This is a genomic window from Streptomyces sp. NPDC017991 (genome assembly GCF_044328075.1).
In the GTDB taxonomy this organism is placed as follows: Bacteria; Actinomycetota; Actinomycetes; order Streptomycetales; family Streptomycetaceae; genus Streptomyces.
Map to the genome: position 1 here is coordinate 88640 of NZ_JBIRGP010000003.1, position 15335 is coordinate 103974.

At 71.1% G+C, this 15335-nt stretch carries 11 protein-coding genes; 9 read left to right on the top strand and 2 right to left on the bottom strand.

The features are described from left to right. Both ACH4DZ_RS08950 and ACH4DZ_RS08955 read right to left on the bottom strand, forming a co-directional pair. The coding region (locus ACH4DZ_RS08950) for a hypothetical protein (protein ID WP_398286311.1) at window positions 1-393 on the bottom strand (393 nt) is incomplete at its 3' end. Between the two features lie 273 nt (window positions 394-666). Next, entirely contained in the window at window positions 667-2409 is a 1743-nt protein-coding gene (locus tag ACH4DZ_RS08955; protein WP_398286312.1) for a dolichyl-phosphate-mannose--protein mannosyltransferase, read from the bottom strand. Between the two features lie 62 nt (window positions 2410-2471). Here ACH4DZ_RS08955 and rsmI point away from each other — a divergent pair, with 62 nt between their 5' ends. The 9 genes from rsmI to ACH4DZ_RS09000 all read left to right on the top strand — a co-directional run bounded on the left by rsmI (window position 2472) and on the right by ACH4DZ_RS09000 (window position 15126). Then, a complete protein-coding gene (rsmI, locus tag ACH4DZ_RS08960; RefSeq protein WP_398286313.1) occupies window positions 2472-3347 on the top strand; it encodes a 16S rRNA (cytidine(1402)-2'-O)-methyltransferase in 876 nt (291 codons plus the stop codon). A 279-nt stretch (window positions 3348-3626) separates the two neighbouring features. Continuing rightward, window positions 3627-4154 carry a hypothetical protein gene (locus ACH4DZ_RS08965; protein WP_398286314.1) on the top strand — a complete coding sequence of 176 codons (528 nt, stop codon included), beginning with the start codon at window positions 3627-3629 and terminating at the stop codon, window positions 4152-4154. 158 nt (window positions 4155-4312) lie between these two features. Then, window positions 4313-5185 (top strand): TatD family hydrolase, encoded by an 873-nt coding sequence (locus tag ACH4DZ_RS08970; protein WP_398286315.1) that lies wholly within the window; start codon window positions 4313-4315, stop codon window positions 5183-5185. Window positions 5186-5365: 180 nt separating this feature from the next. Then, complete coding sequence (locus ACH4DZ_RS08975; protein ID WP_398286316.1) at window positions 5366-6973, top strand: ubiquitin-like domain-containing protein; 1608 nt, start codon at window positions 5366-5368, stop codon at window positions 6971-6973. A gap of 208 nt (window positions 6974-7181) precedes the next feature. Continuing rightward, window positions 7182-8042, top strand: a complete 861-nt coding sequence (gene rsmA, locus ACH4DZ_RS08980; protein ID WP_398286317.1) for a 16S rRNA (adenine(1518)-N(6)/adenine(1519)-N(6))-dimethyltransferase RsmA — start codon at window positions 7182-7184, stop codon at window positions 8040-8042. A gap of 50 nt (window positions 8043-8092) precedes the next feature. Continuing rightward, window positions 8093-8992: a 4-(cytidine 5'-diphospho)-2-C-methyl-D-erythritol kinase gene (locus ACH4DZ_RS08985; RefSeq protein WP_398287049.1), complete on the top strand. Its 900-nt coding sequence runs from the start codon at window positions 8093-8095 to the stop codon at window positions 8990-8992. 336 nt (window positions 8993-9328) lie between these two features. Beyond that, the gene (locus ACH4DZ_RS08990) at window positions 9329-11137 is read left to right on the top strand and encodes an ABC-F family ATP-binding cassette domain-containing protein (RefSeq protein ID WP_398286318.1); all 1809 of its coding nucleotides are present in this window, start codon (window positions 9329-9331) and stop codon (window positions 11135-11137) included. A gap of 212 nt (window positions 11138-11349) precedes the next feature. Further along, window positions 11350-13218, top strand: coding sequence for a PQQ-binding-like beta-propeller repeat protein (locus ACH4DZ_RS08995; protein ID WP_398286319.1), 1869 nt, complete (start codon window positions 11350-11352; stop codon window positions 13216-13218). Window positions 13219-13302: 84 nt separating this feature from the next. Continuing rightward, window positions 13303-15126 carry a PQQ-binding-like beta-propeller repeat protein gene (locus ACH4DZ_RS09000; RefSeq protein ID WP_398286320.1) on the top strand — a complete coding sequence of 608 codons (1824 nt, stop codon included), beginning with the start codon at window positions 13303-13305 and terminating at the stop codon, window positions 15124-15126. Window positions 15127-15335: the final 209 nt, after the last annotated feature.

The window sequence follows — 15335 nt, forward strand, 5'->3', positions numbered from 1 at the left end:
CATCTCTGCGAAGGAATTGAGGCTGGCTGCGAGGGGTGCGATGTTGAGGTCGCGTCGGGTCTGTGCTGCCATCTCTGCGAAGGAATTGAGGCTGGCTGCGAGGGGTGCGATGTTGAGGTCGCGTCGGGTCTGTGCTGCCATCTCTGCGAAGGAATTGAGGCTGGCTGCGAGGGGTGCGATGTTGAGGTCGCGTCGGGTCTGTGCTGCCATTTCCGCGAAGGAATTGAGGCTGGCCGCGATGGATCCCAACCCCAGTTCACGCTGTGCTCGCGTCGCCGCTACGAGAGACGAGTCAATACGCGATGACGCACCGAGCTGCGGCGGATGGATCCGGTCTGATTCACCGGACTCGGCCTGATCTTGCTGCCCGGTATCGGTTGCATCGTCGTCCATGTAATGAGACTACGACTCACGCGCATCTGTCGGTTCCGATGATGGTAAGTCGCTGGCAGACCACCCCTGCGGCTCGTGCATCTGAGATCCGTCTAAGCGCCGTCGACTGTCTCTATCGTCGCCGTGGACGCAGACTTGCGTCCATCTGTGCGGATGCCCTACAGGCCGGGCCGTCTCCGGGCCGTCCGAGGGGGACCAACGACCACCAGTGACGACCAACGACGACCACGACGGCCCGGCACCGGTAGCCGGGTCGTCGTAGCGTCTGCCCAGCTAGACCCAGGTGTCCAGCCACATTCGGGCCCGCCAGTTGTCGATCGGGATCGCCTGGCCCGTGTAGATCGGCCAGAAGTAGATGAAGTTCCAGGCGATCAGGAGGACCAGGACGCCGGTGGCCGCCGCGCCGACTACTCGACGGCGTTCCGTGGTGCCCGGTGGGCCCAGCATCGCGCCGATCATCATCGCCACCGCCAGGCACAGGAAGGGGAGGAAGACGACCGCGTAGAAGAAGAAGATCGTGCGTTCCTGGTAGAGGAACCACGGGAGGTAGCCCGCCGCAATGCCGCAGGCGATCGCGCCCGCCCGCCAGTCGCGGCGGAAGAGCCAGCGCCACAGGACGTAGAGGATCGCGAAGCCGGCTGCCCACCACAGGAGCGGGGTGCCGAGGGCCAGGACCTCGCGCGCGCACTTCTCGCCCGCGTCCGTCGGGCAGCCGTCCTTGCCGGGCAGCGGCGACTCGTAGAAGTACGAGACCGGGCGGCCCGTGACGATCCAGCTCCACGGGTTCGACTGGTACGTGTGCGGGGAGTGCAGGCCGACATGGAACTCGTACACCTGGGTCTCGTAGTGCCACAGGCTGCGCCACCAGTCGGGGAACAGCCAGCCCCAGTCGCTGGTGCGGCCGTCGGCCGTGGCCCAGTTGCGGTAGTAGCCGCCCTTGCCGTCGGTGGCGGACAGGAACCAGCCCGTCCAGGAGACGAGGTAGGTGGCGATCGCCACCGGGACCGTGGAGAGGAACGCCCAGCCCACGTCGTGCCTGAGGACCGCCCGGTAGGGGCGGCGGGCGCCCGCCACCCGTCGGGAGCCGACGTCCCACAGGACCGTCATCAGGCCGAACGCGACGAGGATGTAGAGGCCGTTCCACTTGGTGCCGATGGCGAGGCCGAGCATCAGGCCCGCGAGAAGGCGCCAGGGGCGGCGGCCGAGAAGGGTGTTCTGGGCTGCCTCCGCGTTCGGGCGTACGACCCCGTCGGCGTCCCGCGGAAGCGCGGCTGCCAGGCGTTCGCGGGTCTTGTCGCGGTCGACGACCAGGCAGCCGAAGGCCGCGAGGACAAAGAACATCAGCACCTGGTCGAGCAGCGCGGTGCGGCTCATCACGAAGTGCAGGCCGTCCACCGCCATGAGCGCGCCGGCCAGGCAGCCGAGGAACGTCGAGCGGAACAGACGGCGGCCGATCCGGCACAGCATCAGCACGGACAGCGTGCCGAGCAGCGCCGTCATGAACCGCCAGCCGAACGGCGTGAACCCGAACATCCACTCGCCGAGCCCGATGACGTACTTGCCGACCGGCGGGTGCACGACATAGGCGGCGTCCGTCGGGATCCTGACGTCGCCGCCGTTCTGCAGGATCAGGTCGTTGGCGTCCTTCGCCCAGTTGACCTCGAACCCGCGGTGGATGAGCGCCCAGGCGTCCTTGGCGTAGTACGTCTCGTCGAATATCACCGCCTTCGGGCTGCCCAGGTTCCAGAACCGCATCAGGCCCGCCAGCAGCGTGATGAGCAGCGGGCCGCCCCACGCCGACCAGCGGACGATGCGTTCGGCGGCCTCCTGGCGGAGCCCGATCGCCGCCCACAGACGTGGGCCGGGCTCGGTGTACGCGGGCACCAGGTGGTCGCGGACGTCGTCTCTGGATCCGGCCGCGTAGCCGAACCTGCGCAGCCGCTGCTGCCACGACGGCCGCTGCTCTTCGACGCCCTGTCCCTGCCGGGTGTCCGTGGAGGACGCGGTACTTGTCACCGCGCCATCGTAGGGAACAGGTCTGTGTGAGTCCCGCGGGCCGCCCCTGCGAGGATGGAACCGTGACAGGAACCGATGGAACCGCGGCAGGAATCCTCGTACTCGCAGGCACGCCCATCGGGGACATCGCGGACGCACCGCCCCGCCTCGCGGCGGAGCTGGCGGGGGCCGACGTCATCGCCGCCGAGGACACCCGGCGGCTGCGGCGGCTGACCCAGGGCCTCGACGTACAGCCGACCGGGCGGGTCGTGTCGTACTTCGAGGGCAACGAGTCCGCGCGTACGCCCGAACTGGTCGAGGCGCTGGTCGGCGGCGCGCGCGTGCTGCTCGTGACGGACGCCGGGATGCCGTCCGTGTCCGACCCCGGCTACCGGCTCGTGGCCGCCGCCGTCGAGAAGGACATCAAGGTCACGGCCGTCCCCGGCCCGTCCGCCGTGCTCACCGCGCTCGCGCTGTCCGGGCTGCCCGTCGACCGGTTCTGCTTCGAGGGATTCCTGCCGCGCAAGGCCGGCGAACGGCTCTCGCGGCTGCGGGAGGTCGAGGGCGAACGGCGCACGCTCGTCTTCTTCGAGGCCCCGCACCGGCTCGACGACACGCTCGCCGCGATGGCCGAGGTGTTCGGGGCCGAGCGGCGGGCCGCCGTCTGCCGCGAGCTGACCAAGACGTACGAGGAGGTCAAGCGGGGCCCTCTCGGGGAGCTCGCCGTCTGGGCCGCCGAAGGGGTACGCGGCGAGATCACCGTCGTCGTCGAGGGCGCCCCGGAGAGAACCGAGGTGCTCGGCGCCGACGAGCTGGTGCGCAGGGTGCGGGTGCGCGAGGAGGCTGGGGAGCGGCGCAAGGAGGCGATCGCCGCCGTCGCCGCGGACGCGGGTGTGCCCAAACGGGAGGTCTTCGACGCGGTCGTCGCGGCGAAGAACGCCGAACGCGCGACCCCCTGACAGGTCCTCTGACCTGCTGGAAGAGGGCGTGGTCGGCCCGCCGGGGGGAGCGCGCGTGCTCTCAGGGGAGCGCACGATTTCACAGGGGAGCGCACCGGCCCAAGCGCTCGTAAAGGACCGCCGTCCAAGGCAAAGCTCCGACCGCGAATCCAGGGCCGTCCGACAAGGAACGGCCAAGACGGCTCCAACACTCGACAGGTCCGGTGCATTCGCGTCTGCGGAGGCGTCCACTGGAGGAAGGACAGACCCGTCCTCGTCCAGCGGACAAGAGGAGCTGGCATGAGTGAGACCGCAGGGCAGCCCGGTCGGATCACCGGCGGACCCGCACACCGCATCACGGCCACCGACACCGTCCACGAGTCCTATTCCTTCGCCTGCATGCGCTGCGGGCACGGCTGGGAGCAGTCGTACGAGATCGAGCACCACTTCGACGCCGAGGGAGCCGAGTTCGTCACGTACGTGGCCGACGGCCTGGTCGTGCCGTCGCCGCTGAGCCGGCCGAGCTGCGTGAACTGCGACGGGCACATCGTGCGCATCATGCGGGCCGGCCAGGTGTCCTCGGCGCAGAACTCGATGCGCCGCGCGCTGTCCGTACCGCCGATGAAGCGTGCCCCGGTCGCCGCGACGGCCCCCGCAGCGGTCCCCGCCAAGGCCCCCTCCATGGCGGCGGACACGGCACAGTCGCCGGAGGTGGCACAGCTGCCGGACGCGGCCCGGCTTCCGGAGACCGCCGCGCTGCCCAAGGCCGAGCACCACTGGCACCTCTCCGATCTGCTGCACCCGTTCCACCACCGCAAGGCGGGGTGACTCCGGGGCCTCCCGGCTTCCCGGCACCCCGGCCTCCCGGCACCCTGGCCTCCGGAACCCGCAGGCACGGGCGCCGGGTCCCGCCTCGCGGACCGCTTCCCCGCGAGGCGGGACCCGGCGTTCTTCTGCCGCGGGGCCCCCTTCGTAGGATCAGGGGTATGCCTTCCCACGCCGATGCCCCGCCCCTGCCGGACCCCCTGCGGGTGCCGGTGGCCGACTCGCACACCCACCTCGACATGCAGTCCGGCACGGTCGAGGAGGGCCTCGCCAAGGCCGCGTCGGTCGGCGTGACGACGGTCGTGCAGGTGGGCTGCGACCTGCCGGGCTCGCGCTGGGCGGCCGAGACGGCCGCCGCGTACGACGCCGTCCACGCGACCGTCGCCCTCCACCCGAACGAGGCGCCCCGGATCGTGCACGGCGACCCCGGGAGAGAAGGGTCCCGGCAGGGGGCCCGGGCGGCCGGTGGCGCGGTCGCGCTGGACGAGGCGCTCGCCGAGATCGACCGGCTCGCCGGCCTTCCCCAGGTCAAGGGCGTCGGCGAGACCGGCCTCGACCACTTCCGCACCGGACCCGAGGGCATCGCCGCCCAGGAGCGGTCCTTCCGCGCCCACATCGAGATCGCCAAGCGGCGCGGCAAGACCCTCGTCATCCACGACCGGGACGCCCACGCCGACGTGCTGCGGATCCTGAAGGAGGAGGGCGCGCCCGAGCGGACCGTCTTCCACTGCTACTCCGGGGACGCGGAGATGGCGGCGGTCTGCGCCCGCGCCGGCTACTACATGTCGTTCGCCGGGAACATGACCTTCAAGAACGCGCAGCCGCTGCGCGACGCCCTCGCCGTGGCGCCGCTCGAACTGGTCCTCGTCGAGACCGACGCGCCCTTCCTGACCCCCGTCCCGTACCGCGGACGGCCCAACGCCCCTTATCTCATTCCGGTCACGGTCCGCGCCATGGCCGCCGTGCGGGGGCTCGACGAGGACGTGCTGGCGACGGCGCTCTCGGCGAACACTGCCCGCGCGTTCGATTACTGAGCCATAACGGGCAGCGCGCTCCCGGGGTCCGGCCGGGAGCGCTTCGCCACACTGTGTGGTCGCGCTGCTTTGGAGAGTGACGAACGCTCCGCTAGGTTCTGTCCGCCCACCCGCCTCCCCTCAACCCGAAGGAGCCCCGCGGGCGTACCTCTCTCCACCGGTCTTCTGGAGCGTGTCGTCGTGAGCAGTCCGCAGTACGAGGCGTATGGCCCGAGCCCGAGCCCGGACCCGAGCCCGATTTCGAGCCCGATTCCGGCACACGGGCTCGCCGATTCCGAGCCGTACGGCTACGGATACGGCCACGGCTATGGCTATGGCTACGGTCACGGACATCCGGACACGTATCGGCCCGCGTACGAGCATGAGCCCGTGCCCGCCCACGAGTACGGGAACAGGCACGGGCCTGTGTACGCGTACGAGCCCGCGTACGGACAGGGGTACGGACAGGGGTACGGGCACGAGTACGGGCGAGGTCATGTGCAGCACCGCGGCGAAGGCTGGTTCCCCGACGCGCCGACGCTTCCGCGGCAGGCGGTGCCTCTCGCCCCGACCACCGAACTGACCACGGACCTGACCAGGGGCTGGACCACGGATCTGACCACGGACCTGACCGTCGACCCGGCCTCCGAACTCTTCGACGGGTCGGCCCGGTCCGGTGGACGCGCCGAAGCCCGGCGGGCCGCCCGGCGCCGCAGGAGCGCGGAGCGGCCCGACGTACGGAAACTGCTCCCGCAGGCACTGGTCGTCGCCTTCCTCGCGGGCGGCACCTCCGCCTTCGTCGCCGACGACAAGGCGATCGAACTGACCGTCGACGGCAGGCCCCGCATGCTGCACACCTTCGCGGACGACGTGGGCGAACTGCTCGCCGACGAAGGAGTCCGGGTGGGCGCCCACGACGTGGCCCCGGCCCCCGGAACCGCACTGACCAGCGGTGCGGAGATCGCCGTGGAGTACGGGCGGCCTCTGCGGCTCACGCTGGACGGGCGGTCGAGCCACGTATGGACCACCGCCCACACCGTGGACGTGGCACTGCGGGAACTCGGGGTGCGCGCGCAGGGGGCGTACGTGTCGGTGCCGCTCGCTCGGCAGATCGGGCGGGCGGGGCTGGCGCTCGACGTCCGTACCGAGCGGACCGTGACCGTCATGGCGGACGGACAGGCGCGGACGGTCCGCACGAACGCGGCGACGGTCCGCGAGACCGTGGACCAGGCCGGGATCACGCTGCACGGCGAGGACACCCTCTCCGTGCCGGCCGACAGCTTCCCGCGCGACGGGCAGACGGTGACGGTCATGCGGATCACCGGCACGAAGGAGGTCCGTGAGGAGCCGCTGCCCTTCGAGGTGCGGCGGACCCGGGATGCCGGGCTGTTCCGGGGCACCGAGGTCGTGGAGCAGGCGGGGCAACCCGGGCTGCGGCGCGACACGTACGCGCTGCGGACCGTCAACGGCGTCGAGCAGAAGCCGCGGCTGCTGGGGTCCGAGGTGGTGCGGGAGCCGCGCGCGCAGGTGGTGAAGGTGGGGACGAAGCCGCTTCCCATGTCCGTGCGGGGAGCCGACCGGCTGAACTGGCAGGGGCTCGCCCACTGCGAGTCCGGGGGGCGGCCGGGGGCGGTCGATCCGTCCGGGACGTACGGCGGGCTCTACCAGTTCGATACGCGGACCTGGCAGGCGCTGGGTGGGGCGGGGCGACCGCAGGACGCTTCCGCGGCGGAGCAGACGTTTCGGGCGAAGAAGTTGTATGTGCGGCGGGGGGCCAGTCCCTGGCCGCACTGTGGGGGGCGGTTGTAGGGGTCGTCCCACCGGGGCTTCTCCCGCCAGGGCTTCTCCCACCGGGGCTTCGCCCCGGGCCCCGTGGCGGATTACGTCCGCGGGCCCGGTGGGGGTCGGCCGCGCAGTTCCCCGCGCGCCTGAAAGACGGGGCTGCGCCCCAGCCTTTCAAGGGGGAGCGCAGCCCCCATGGACGGGACCCGGCAGTGGTCACCCGTACCCTTGGGGCGTGACCAGCCCCGCCTCCGACGCCCTCCTGGGCCCCGCCGACATCCGCGAACTCGCGGCAGCCCTCGGCGTACGGCCCACCAAGCAGCGCGGTCAGAACTTCGTCATCGACGCCAACACCGTGCGGCGTATCGTCCGGACCGCCGACGTCCGTCCCGAGGACGTGGTCGTCGAGGTCGGACCGGGCCTCGGGTCCCTGACCCTGGGGCTTCTGGAGGCGGCCGACCGGGTCGTCGCCGTCGAGATCGACGACGCCCTCGCGGGCGCGCTGCCCGCCACGATCGCCGCCCGCATGCCGGACCGCGCCGAGCGTTTCTCGCTCGTCCACGAGGACGCCATGCAGGTGACCGAGTTGCCGGGCCCCGCCCCGACGGCCCTCGTCGCGAACCTCCCGTACAACGTCGCCGTGCCCGTGCTGCTGCACATGCTCGACACCTTCCCCACCATCGAGCGCACGCTCGTGATGGTGCAGGCGGAGGTCGCCGACCGGCTGGCCGCGCCGCCCGGCTCGAAGGTCTACGGCGTGCCCTCCGTGAAGGCGAACTGGCACGCCGACGTGAAGCGGGCCGGATCGATCGGCCGCAACGTCTTCTGGCCCGCCCCGAACGTGGACAGCGGCCTCGTCTCGCTGGTCCGCCGCGCGGAGCCGGTGAGGACGACCGCCTCCAAGCGCGAGGTCTTCGCCGTCGTGGACGCCGCGTTCGCCCAGCGGCGCAAGACGCTGCGGGCCGCGCTGGCCGGCTGGGCCGGTTCGGCGCCCGCCGCCGAGGCCGCGCTGGTCGCCGCGGGGGTCTCGCCGCAGGCGCGGGGCGAGTCCCTGACGGTGGAGGAGTTCGCACGGATCGCGGAGAACAAGCAGTGAGCGGGGCGAAGAGCGAGGCGGAGAGCGGGACGGAGAGCGGGACGCACGGCGTGCCGGGAAGCGTCACGGTACGGGTTCCTGCCAAGGTCAATGTCCAGCTGGCCGTGGGCGGGGCCCGGGCCGACGGGTTCCACGACCTCGCCAACGTGTTCCTCGCCGTCGGGCTGTACGACGAGGTGACGGTGACCCCCGCCGACACCCTGCGGGTCACCTGCGAGGGGCCCGACGCGTCCCAGGTGCCCCTGGACCGTACGAACCTGGCGGCGCGGGCGGCGGAGAGACTGGCCGCGCGGTACGGGCGCCGGGCCGATGTGCACATCCACATCGCCAAGGACATTCCGGTCGCCGGAGGCATGGCGGGCGGCTCCGCCGACGGCGCGGGCGCGCTGGTCGCCTGCGACGCCCTCTGGGGTACGGGGGCCTCGCGGGACGAGCTTCTGGAGATCTGCGCCGAGCTCGGCAGTGACGTGCCGTTCAGCCTGGTCGGCGGGGCCGCGCTCGGGACCGGGCGGGGGGAGAAGCTGCGGGTCCTGCCGGTCGGGGGGAGCTTCCACTGGGTGTTCGCCGTGGCCGACGGAGGGCTGTCGACGCCGGCGGTGTACGGGGAGTTCGACCGGCTCAACGACGGGGTCGAGGTGCCGGAGCCGGTTGCCTCCGGGGTGCTGCTTGAGGCGCTGGCCTCGGGGGACGTCTCGGCGCTGGCCGGGGCCGTGTCCAACGACCTCCAGGAGGCCGCGTTGTCGTTGCGGCCCTCGTTGGCCTCGACACTGGCTGTCGGGGTCGACGGTGGGGCGTTGGCCGCGATCGTGTCGGGGTCCGGGCCCACCACCGCGTTTCTTGTGGCTGACGCGGATGCCGGTGCGAGGGTTGTTGACGCCTTGGTGGCGTCCGGGAGCTGTCGCGCTGCGCGCGTGGCTGTGGGGCCTGTGCGGGGGGCTGTTCTGCAGTGACCTGCACGGTTGTTTGTCGGGTGCGGGTGCGGGTGCGTGGGGGTTGGTCGCGCCGTTCCCCGCGCCCCTGATGGGCGAAGGATTGCGCCGTTCCCCGCGCCCCTGAAGGCAGAAGCCGTCGGTGGCCGAGTGCCTGTGGCTGCGGGCCCGGTGGGGGCTGGTCGCGCCGTTCCCCGCGCCCCCTAAAGGCGCAAGACTGCGCCGTTCCCCGCGCCCCTGGAAGGCGCAGGACTGTGTCGTTGCCCGCGTTCCCGGGCGCTTTTGGGGTGGTCGGAAGGATCATCCTTGCGGGCGACTACTCTGGAAGGTCGATCGATCCCCCTTGTCAGGAGTGCGATGGCCGTCAATCTGGTCAATGTCGAGGCAGTCAGCAAGGTGTACGGAACCCGTGCGCTGCTCGACGGAGTCTCCCTCGGCGTGTCCGAAGGGGACCGGATCGGGGTGGTCGGCCGTAATGGTGATGGCAAGACCACGCTGATCCGGATGCTCGCGAAGCTGGAAGAGGCCGACTCCGGGCGCGTCACGCACTCGGGCGGCCTGCATGTCGGCGTGCTCACCCAGCACGACTCCCTGGACCCCGCGGCCACGGTCCGGCACGAGGTCATCCGGGACATGGCCGACCACGAGTGGGCGGGCAACGCCAAGATCAGGGACGTACTGACGGGCCTGTTCGGCGGGCTCGACCTGCCTGGCTTCCCGCAGGGCCTCGACACCGTGATCGGACCGCTCTCCGGCGGTGAGCGGCGGCGCATCGCGCTGGCCAAGCTGCTCATCGACGAGCAGGACCTGATCATCCTCGACGAGCCCACCAACCACCTCGACGTCGAAGGCATCGCCTGGCTGGCGAAGCATCTGCGCGAGCGCCGGTCCGCCCTCGTCTGCGTCACCCACGACCGGTGGTTCCTGGACCAGGTCTGCACCCGGATGTGGGACGTGCAGAAGGGTGACGTCTACGACTACGAGGGCGGCTACACCGACTACGTCTTCGCGCGCGCCGAGCGGGAGCGCATCGCCGCCACCGAGGAGGTCAAGCGGCAGAACCTGGTCAGGAAGGAGCTGGCCTGGCTGCGTCGCGGGGCCCCCGCCCGTACGTCCAAGCCGCGCTTCCGCGTCGAGGCCGCCAACGAGCTGATCGCGGACGTACCGCCGCCCCGCGACAGCAGCGAGCTGATGAAGTTCGCCTCGTCCCGGCTCGGCAAGACCGTCTTCGAACTGAAGGACGTCACCGTGCAGGCCGGGCCCAAGGTGCTCCTCAAGCATCTGACCTGGCAGCTCGGTCCGGGTGACCGGATCGGTTTGGTGGGGGTGAACGGCGCCGGCAAGACCTCCCTCCTGCGCGCCATGGCGGATGCCGCCCGTTCCGACGGCGAGACGCAGCCCGTGGCGGGCCGGGTCGTCACCGGCCGGACCGTCAAGCTCGCCTACCTCTCCCAGGAGGTCGGCGAACTCGACCCGGACCTGCGGGTGCTGCAGGCCGTCCAGGCGGTCCGCGACCGGGTCGACCTCGGCAAGGGCCGGGAGATGACCGCGGGCCAGCTCTGCGAGACCTTCGGCTTCAACAAGGAGAAGCAGTGGACGCCCGTCGGCGACCTCAGTGGTGGTGAGCGCCGCCGGCTGCAGATCCTGCGGCTGCTGATGGACGAGCCGAACGTCCTCTTCCTCGACGAGCCCACGAACGACCTCGACATCGAGACCCTCACCCAGCTGGAGGATCTCCTCGACGGCTGGCCGGGCTCCCTGATCGTGATCTCCCACGACCGGTTCTTCATCGAGCGCACGACCGACCGGGTCTTCGCGCTCCTCGGCGACGCGACCCTGCGGATGCTGCCCCGCGGCATCGACGAGTACCTGGAGCGGCGCCACAAGATGGAGGAGGCCGCCGCGGCCTCGGCTCCGGCCGCGGAGAAGGGCGTCTCTCCCGCCGCCGCGTCGGCCAAGGAGGACCGCGCCGCGAAGAAGGAACTTCAGAGGATCGAGCGGCAGCTGGACAAGATCTCCGAGAAGGAGAGCAAGCTGCACACCCAAATCGCCGATAACGCCACGGACTTCGGGAAGGTGGCCAAACTGGACAGCGAGCTGCGCGAACTGGCCACCGAGCGCGAGGAGTTGGAAATGCGCTGGCTGGAGCTCGCCGACGACGCGTGAAGAGCGCGTGAACAAGCGTAACGAGGGCATCACGGGCCGGTTCTCCCTTGGAAACAGGGCAGAACCGGCCCGGTGTTCGAGCGCCGCAGGGTGATAGAAAGAGCCGTCTGAGAACACCCTCAGGCCCTATGACCACCACTGTGAGTGCATCGCCTGCTGCGGTGCGTACTGCAGGGCATGGCTAAAAATCAGTGAAGAGGGGGAACGCGCTGATGACTCAGCCGCCTGAAAAGCCGTCGCAGCAGGGCGGGTTCGGAGCGCCGCAGGACCAGCCGCCGCAGGGCGGCTTCGGACCTCCGCAGGACCCGCGGGGCGCCACGCCGCCCCCGCCTGCCCAGCCGCCGGCGGCCCCGCCGCCCCCGCAGGGAGCACCCCAGGGCGCCCCGCAGACTCCGCCGCCCCCGCAGGGCGCGCCGGGCACCCCGCCGCCGCCCGCGCCCGGTTACGGCTACCCGCAGCAGCCCGGTCCGTACGGACAGCCCCAGCAGCCCGGCCCGTACGGCTATCCGCAGCAGCCGGGCCCGTACACCCAGCCCGGTCCCTACGGTCAGCCGCAGCAGCCGGGGCCCTACGGCCAGCAGCAGCCCGGTTACGGCTACCCGACGCAGCCGCAGTTCCCGGGCGGGCCCGGCACTCCGCCCGGCGGTGGCCCGCGCGGCCCCTTCAAGGGCAAGCCCCTCGTGATCGTCGGGGTGGCGCTGGCGGCCGTGCTCGTCGTCGGTGCCACCGTCTGGGCCGTCTCCGGTGACGACGGCGGCGAGAAGAAGCCCGTCGCCGACAGGAGCCAGGACGCCAAGCCCTCCGGGTCCGACGCGCCCGTCAACCCCGGTGACGGCGACGGCGACGGCGACGCCGGTTCCGAGGACCTCAACGAGGGCCGCCAGGCCGGTGAGTCGAAGGTGCTCTGGTACAAGGAGGCGCCCGACGCGCCCGGTTCCGGCGCCGACGCCCCCGGTATGTGGATCACGGACAAGGTCGCCGTGAAGGCCGCGTACAAGCAGCTCCTCGCCTACGACGTCGGTGACGGCAAGGTCAGCTGGCCCGCGATCACGTTCCCGCAGGCGATCTGTGCCGCCTCCGCCCAGAAGACGTCCGACGACAAGGTCTTCGTGGCGTACAAGGAGGGCACCAAGAGCGGCGCCGAGTGCAACCAACTCGTGCAGATCGACCTCGCGACCGGCAAGAAGGGCTGGACGAAGGAGATCCCGAAGGGTGAGCTGTTCGACAGCTCCCTCTCCCTCAGCCTGAACATCTCCGGGGACACCCTGATGGTCGGCCGTTCCCAGTCCGGCCTCGGCTACGACACGGACAGCGGCGACAAGCTCTTCGACAAGAAGAGGTACGACAACGCCTGCTTCCCTTCGGCCTTCGCGGGCGGCGCCAAGCTGCTCTCCGTCTCCTCCTGCGGCGCGGGCGGCGACAACGAGCACGACGAGGTGCAGGAGCTCGACCAGGCGACCGGCAAGGCCAAGTGGACCAAGAAGATCCCCAAGGGCTGGCGCGTGGAGCGGGCGTACTCCGTCGATCCCGTGGTCCTCTACCTCACCAACGCCGACAAGAAGCAGTGGAACGTCACCACGCTGAAGAACGACGGCACGGCCCGTTCGCAGGTCGACGTCGACGAGTCGTTCGCGCCGCAGTGCGGCTGGGCGATCCTCTCGCGTGACCTCCAGGGCTGCGAGGGGGTGGCGGCCGACGCCAACACCCTCTATCTGCCGACCGAGGCGAAGAGCGGCGCCAACGAGGTCGTCGCGGTCAGCCTGGAGACCGGCAAGGAGAAGTGGCGCGTCAAGTCCCCCGCGGACGACTCGATGCTGCCGCTGAGGATGGACGGCACGAACCTCGTCGCGTACGTGGAGCCCTCGTACGACGCGGGCGGCCGGATCGTCTCGATCCCGACCGGCGGCGGTACGCACACCCCGAAGACGCTGCTGCAGAACCCGCAGGGCGCGGCGGACGTGGAGAACGGTTTCTTCTCGAAGGCCGTCGACTACGTGGACGGGCGCTTCTACCTCTCCACCACCCGGCTGACCGGCAACGACGAGTCGAAGGAGAAGCTGATGCTGGCCTACGGCAAGTGACCGGGCCCGTCTCCGCTTCCGCCCACCCGCGTCCCACGCGTCCCGCGCCCCTTCCGTCCCCTTCGCATCCGAGGTACTCACGCCATGAGCCAGCCGCCGCCCCCGCCGCCGAACCAGCCGCCCCAGGGAGGCGGTTTCGGCGCCCCGCAGGACCCGCCCCCGGGCGGGTTCGGTCCGCCCACACCGCCCGCCGGGCCCCCGCAGCAGCCGCAGCCGGGCTACGGCTACCCGCAGGCGCCCCCGCCCCAGACGCCGCCCCCGGCAGGCCCGCCCGCCGCGCCGCAGGGCCCGCCGCAGCAGCCGTACGGCTACCCGCAGGGGCCCCCGCAGCCGCCGACCGTGCCCGGCTACGGCTACCCGGGCCAGCAGCCGCCGCAGGGCTACGGCTACCCGGGGCAGCAGCCCCAGTACGGCTATCCGCAGCCCCACACCATGCCGATGCAGCCGCAGGCGCCGCAGGGCGGCAGGAAGTTCGGCGCCCAGGCGGCGATCATCGTCGCGGCCGTGGTGGCGATCGCGCTGATCGTAGGCGGCGGTGTCTGGTACGCGAGCTCGTCCGGCAAGGACGACAAGGACACCTCCGCGGGCCCCGGCGGCACCGACGGCGGCAAGGACGGCGACAGCGGCGACGGCGGCTCGGGCGGTGGCGGCGGCTCGGAGAAGGTGCCGTCCAGCACCAGCGCGAAGGTCCTCTTCCAGCTGCCCGCGCCCGAGGTCCCCAAGAAGGACGTCTGGAGCGTGGAGGGTTCCTGGCTGACGGACAAGGTGTACGCCAAGGCGGGCGTGCGCAAGGTCGTCGGCCACGACCCGGACACCGGCAAGGAGACCTGGACCCTGCCGTTGACGGGCCTGACCTGCGCCGGCTCGCCCGAGGTCACCAAGGACGGTGTCGCCGTGGTGGTCGCGGAGGACGCCCCGCGCACCAAGGCCGACCCGTACCCCTCGTGCACCGAGGTCACGGCCTTCAACGTGAACACCGGCAAATCCCTCTGGACGAAGTCCGTGGCTCCGGGCGGCGGTGAGAAGGCCGCGTTCAAGGAGGCCAGCATCAGCGGCACCACGGTCGCGGTGGGCTCCGGCCTCGACGGCGGCGCCGCCTTCGACATCGCCGACGGCAAGGTGCTGTGGCAGCCGAAGGTCGGCACGTGCGAGGACGTCGGCTACGCGGGCGGCGAGCAGCTCGTCGCGGTCCGCAAGTGCGGCGACTACGGCAACGAGAAGTACGAGGTCCAGCGGCTCGACCCGAAGACGGGCACCGTCAAGTGGAGCTACAAGCTCGCCTCGGGCATCGACAACGCCAAGGTCATCTCCACCAAGCCGGTCGTCTTCGGCGTGGACTCCGGTGAGATCACCGCGTCCGGCGCGACGGACGTCTTCTCGCTGGACGACAGCGGCAAGCTGCGTACGAAGATCACGCTGGAGGACGGCAAGTACGAGCACGACTGCGGTGTGAACAAGGTCCACAGCTGCAAGGCGATCGCGGTCGGCAACGACAAGCTGTACGTGCCGACCAAGCAGCACGAGGGTGCCGAGAAGTACAGCCGGGTCAACGAGATCGTGTCCTTCTCGCTGGCCACGGGCAAGTCCACGAGCGACCGGGCCGACGCCGGTGACGGCTACGAGATCTGGCCGGTCCGGATGGACGGCACCGACATCATCGCGTACAAGAACGGCCCGTACGACAAGGGTTCCCAGGTCGTCTCCATCGACGGCACGTCCTTCAAGGAGACCAAGCTCCTGGAGACCCCGGCCACCGACCAGGTCCGCAGCGCGATCAGCGGGATGGTGCCCAAGTCGTCGGAGATGCTGTACACGGGCGGCCGGCTCTTCATGGCCGAGGACCTGATCAGCGCGCCCTACTCCAAGGACGAGAAGGACTACGTGGCGATCGGGTTCGGCGCCGGGTAGCCCCTCGCGGCACCCCCGCGGTCCGCGGAACGCCCCTGTCGCCCGCTTCCCGGGCGGCAGGGGCGTTCCGCTGTGCCGGCCGTTCCGCCGTGCCGGCCAGGAAATGGTCCAAGGGTGATACCGGGCGGTCAAACAGTGACCCGGGTCAGACGTGTTCCCTGCGGAGTGTGGCAAGTCGCCCCTCCGTACTCGACGGAGACCCATGATCA

Excerpts from the sequence above, each read along its gene's own strand:
- ACH4DZ_RS08970 (WP_398286315.1), top strand. The coding sequence starts at position 4,313 with ATGCCTTCCCACGCCGATGCCCCGCCCCTGCCGGACCCCCTGCGGGTG.
- ACH4DZ_RS08990 (WP_398286318.1), top strand. The coding sequence starts at position 9,329 with ATGGCCGTCAATCTGGTCAATGTCGAGGCAGTCAGCAAGGTGTACGGA.
- ACH4DZ_RS09000 (WP_398286320.1), top strand. The coding sequence starts at position 13,303 with ATGAGCCAGCCGCCGCCCCCGCCGCCGAACCAGCCGCCCCAGGGAGGC.
- ACH4DZ_RS08965 (WP_398286314.1), top strand. The coding sequence starts at position 3,627 with ATGAGTGAGACCGCAGGGCAGCCCGGTCGGATCACCGGCGGACCCGCA.
- ACH4DZ_RS08995 (WP_398286319.1), top strand. The coding sequence starts at position 11,350 with ATGACTCAGCCGCCTGAAAAGCCGTCGCAGCAGGGCGGGTTCGGAGCG.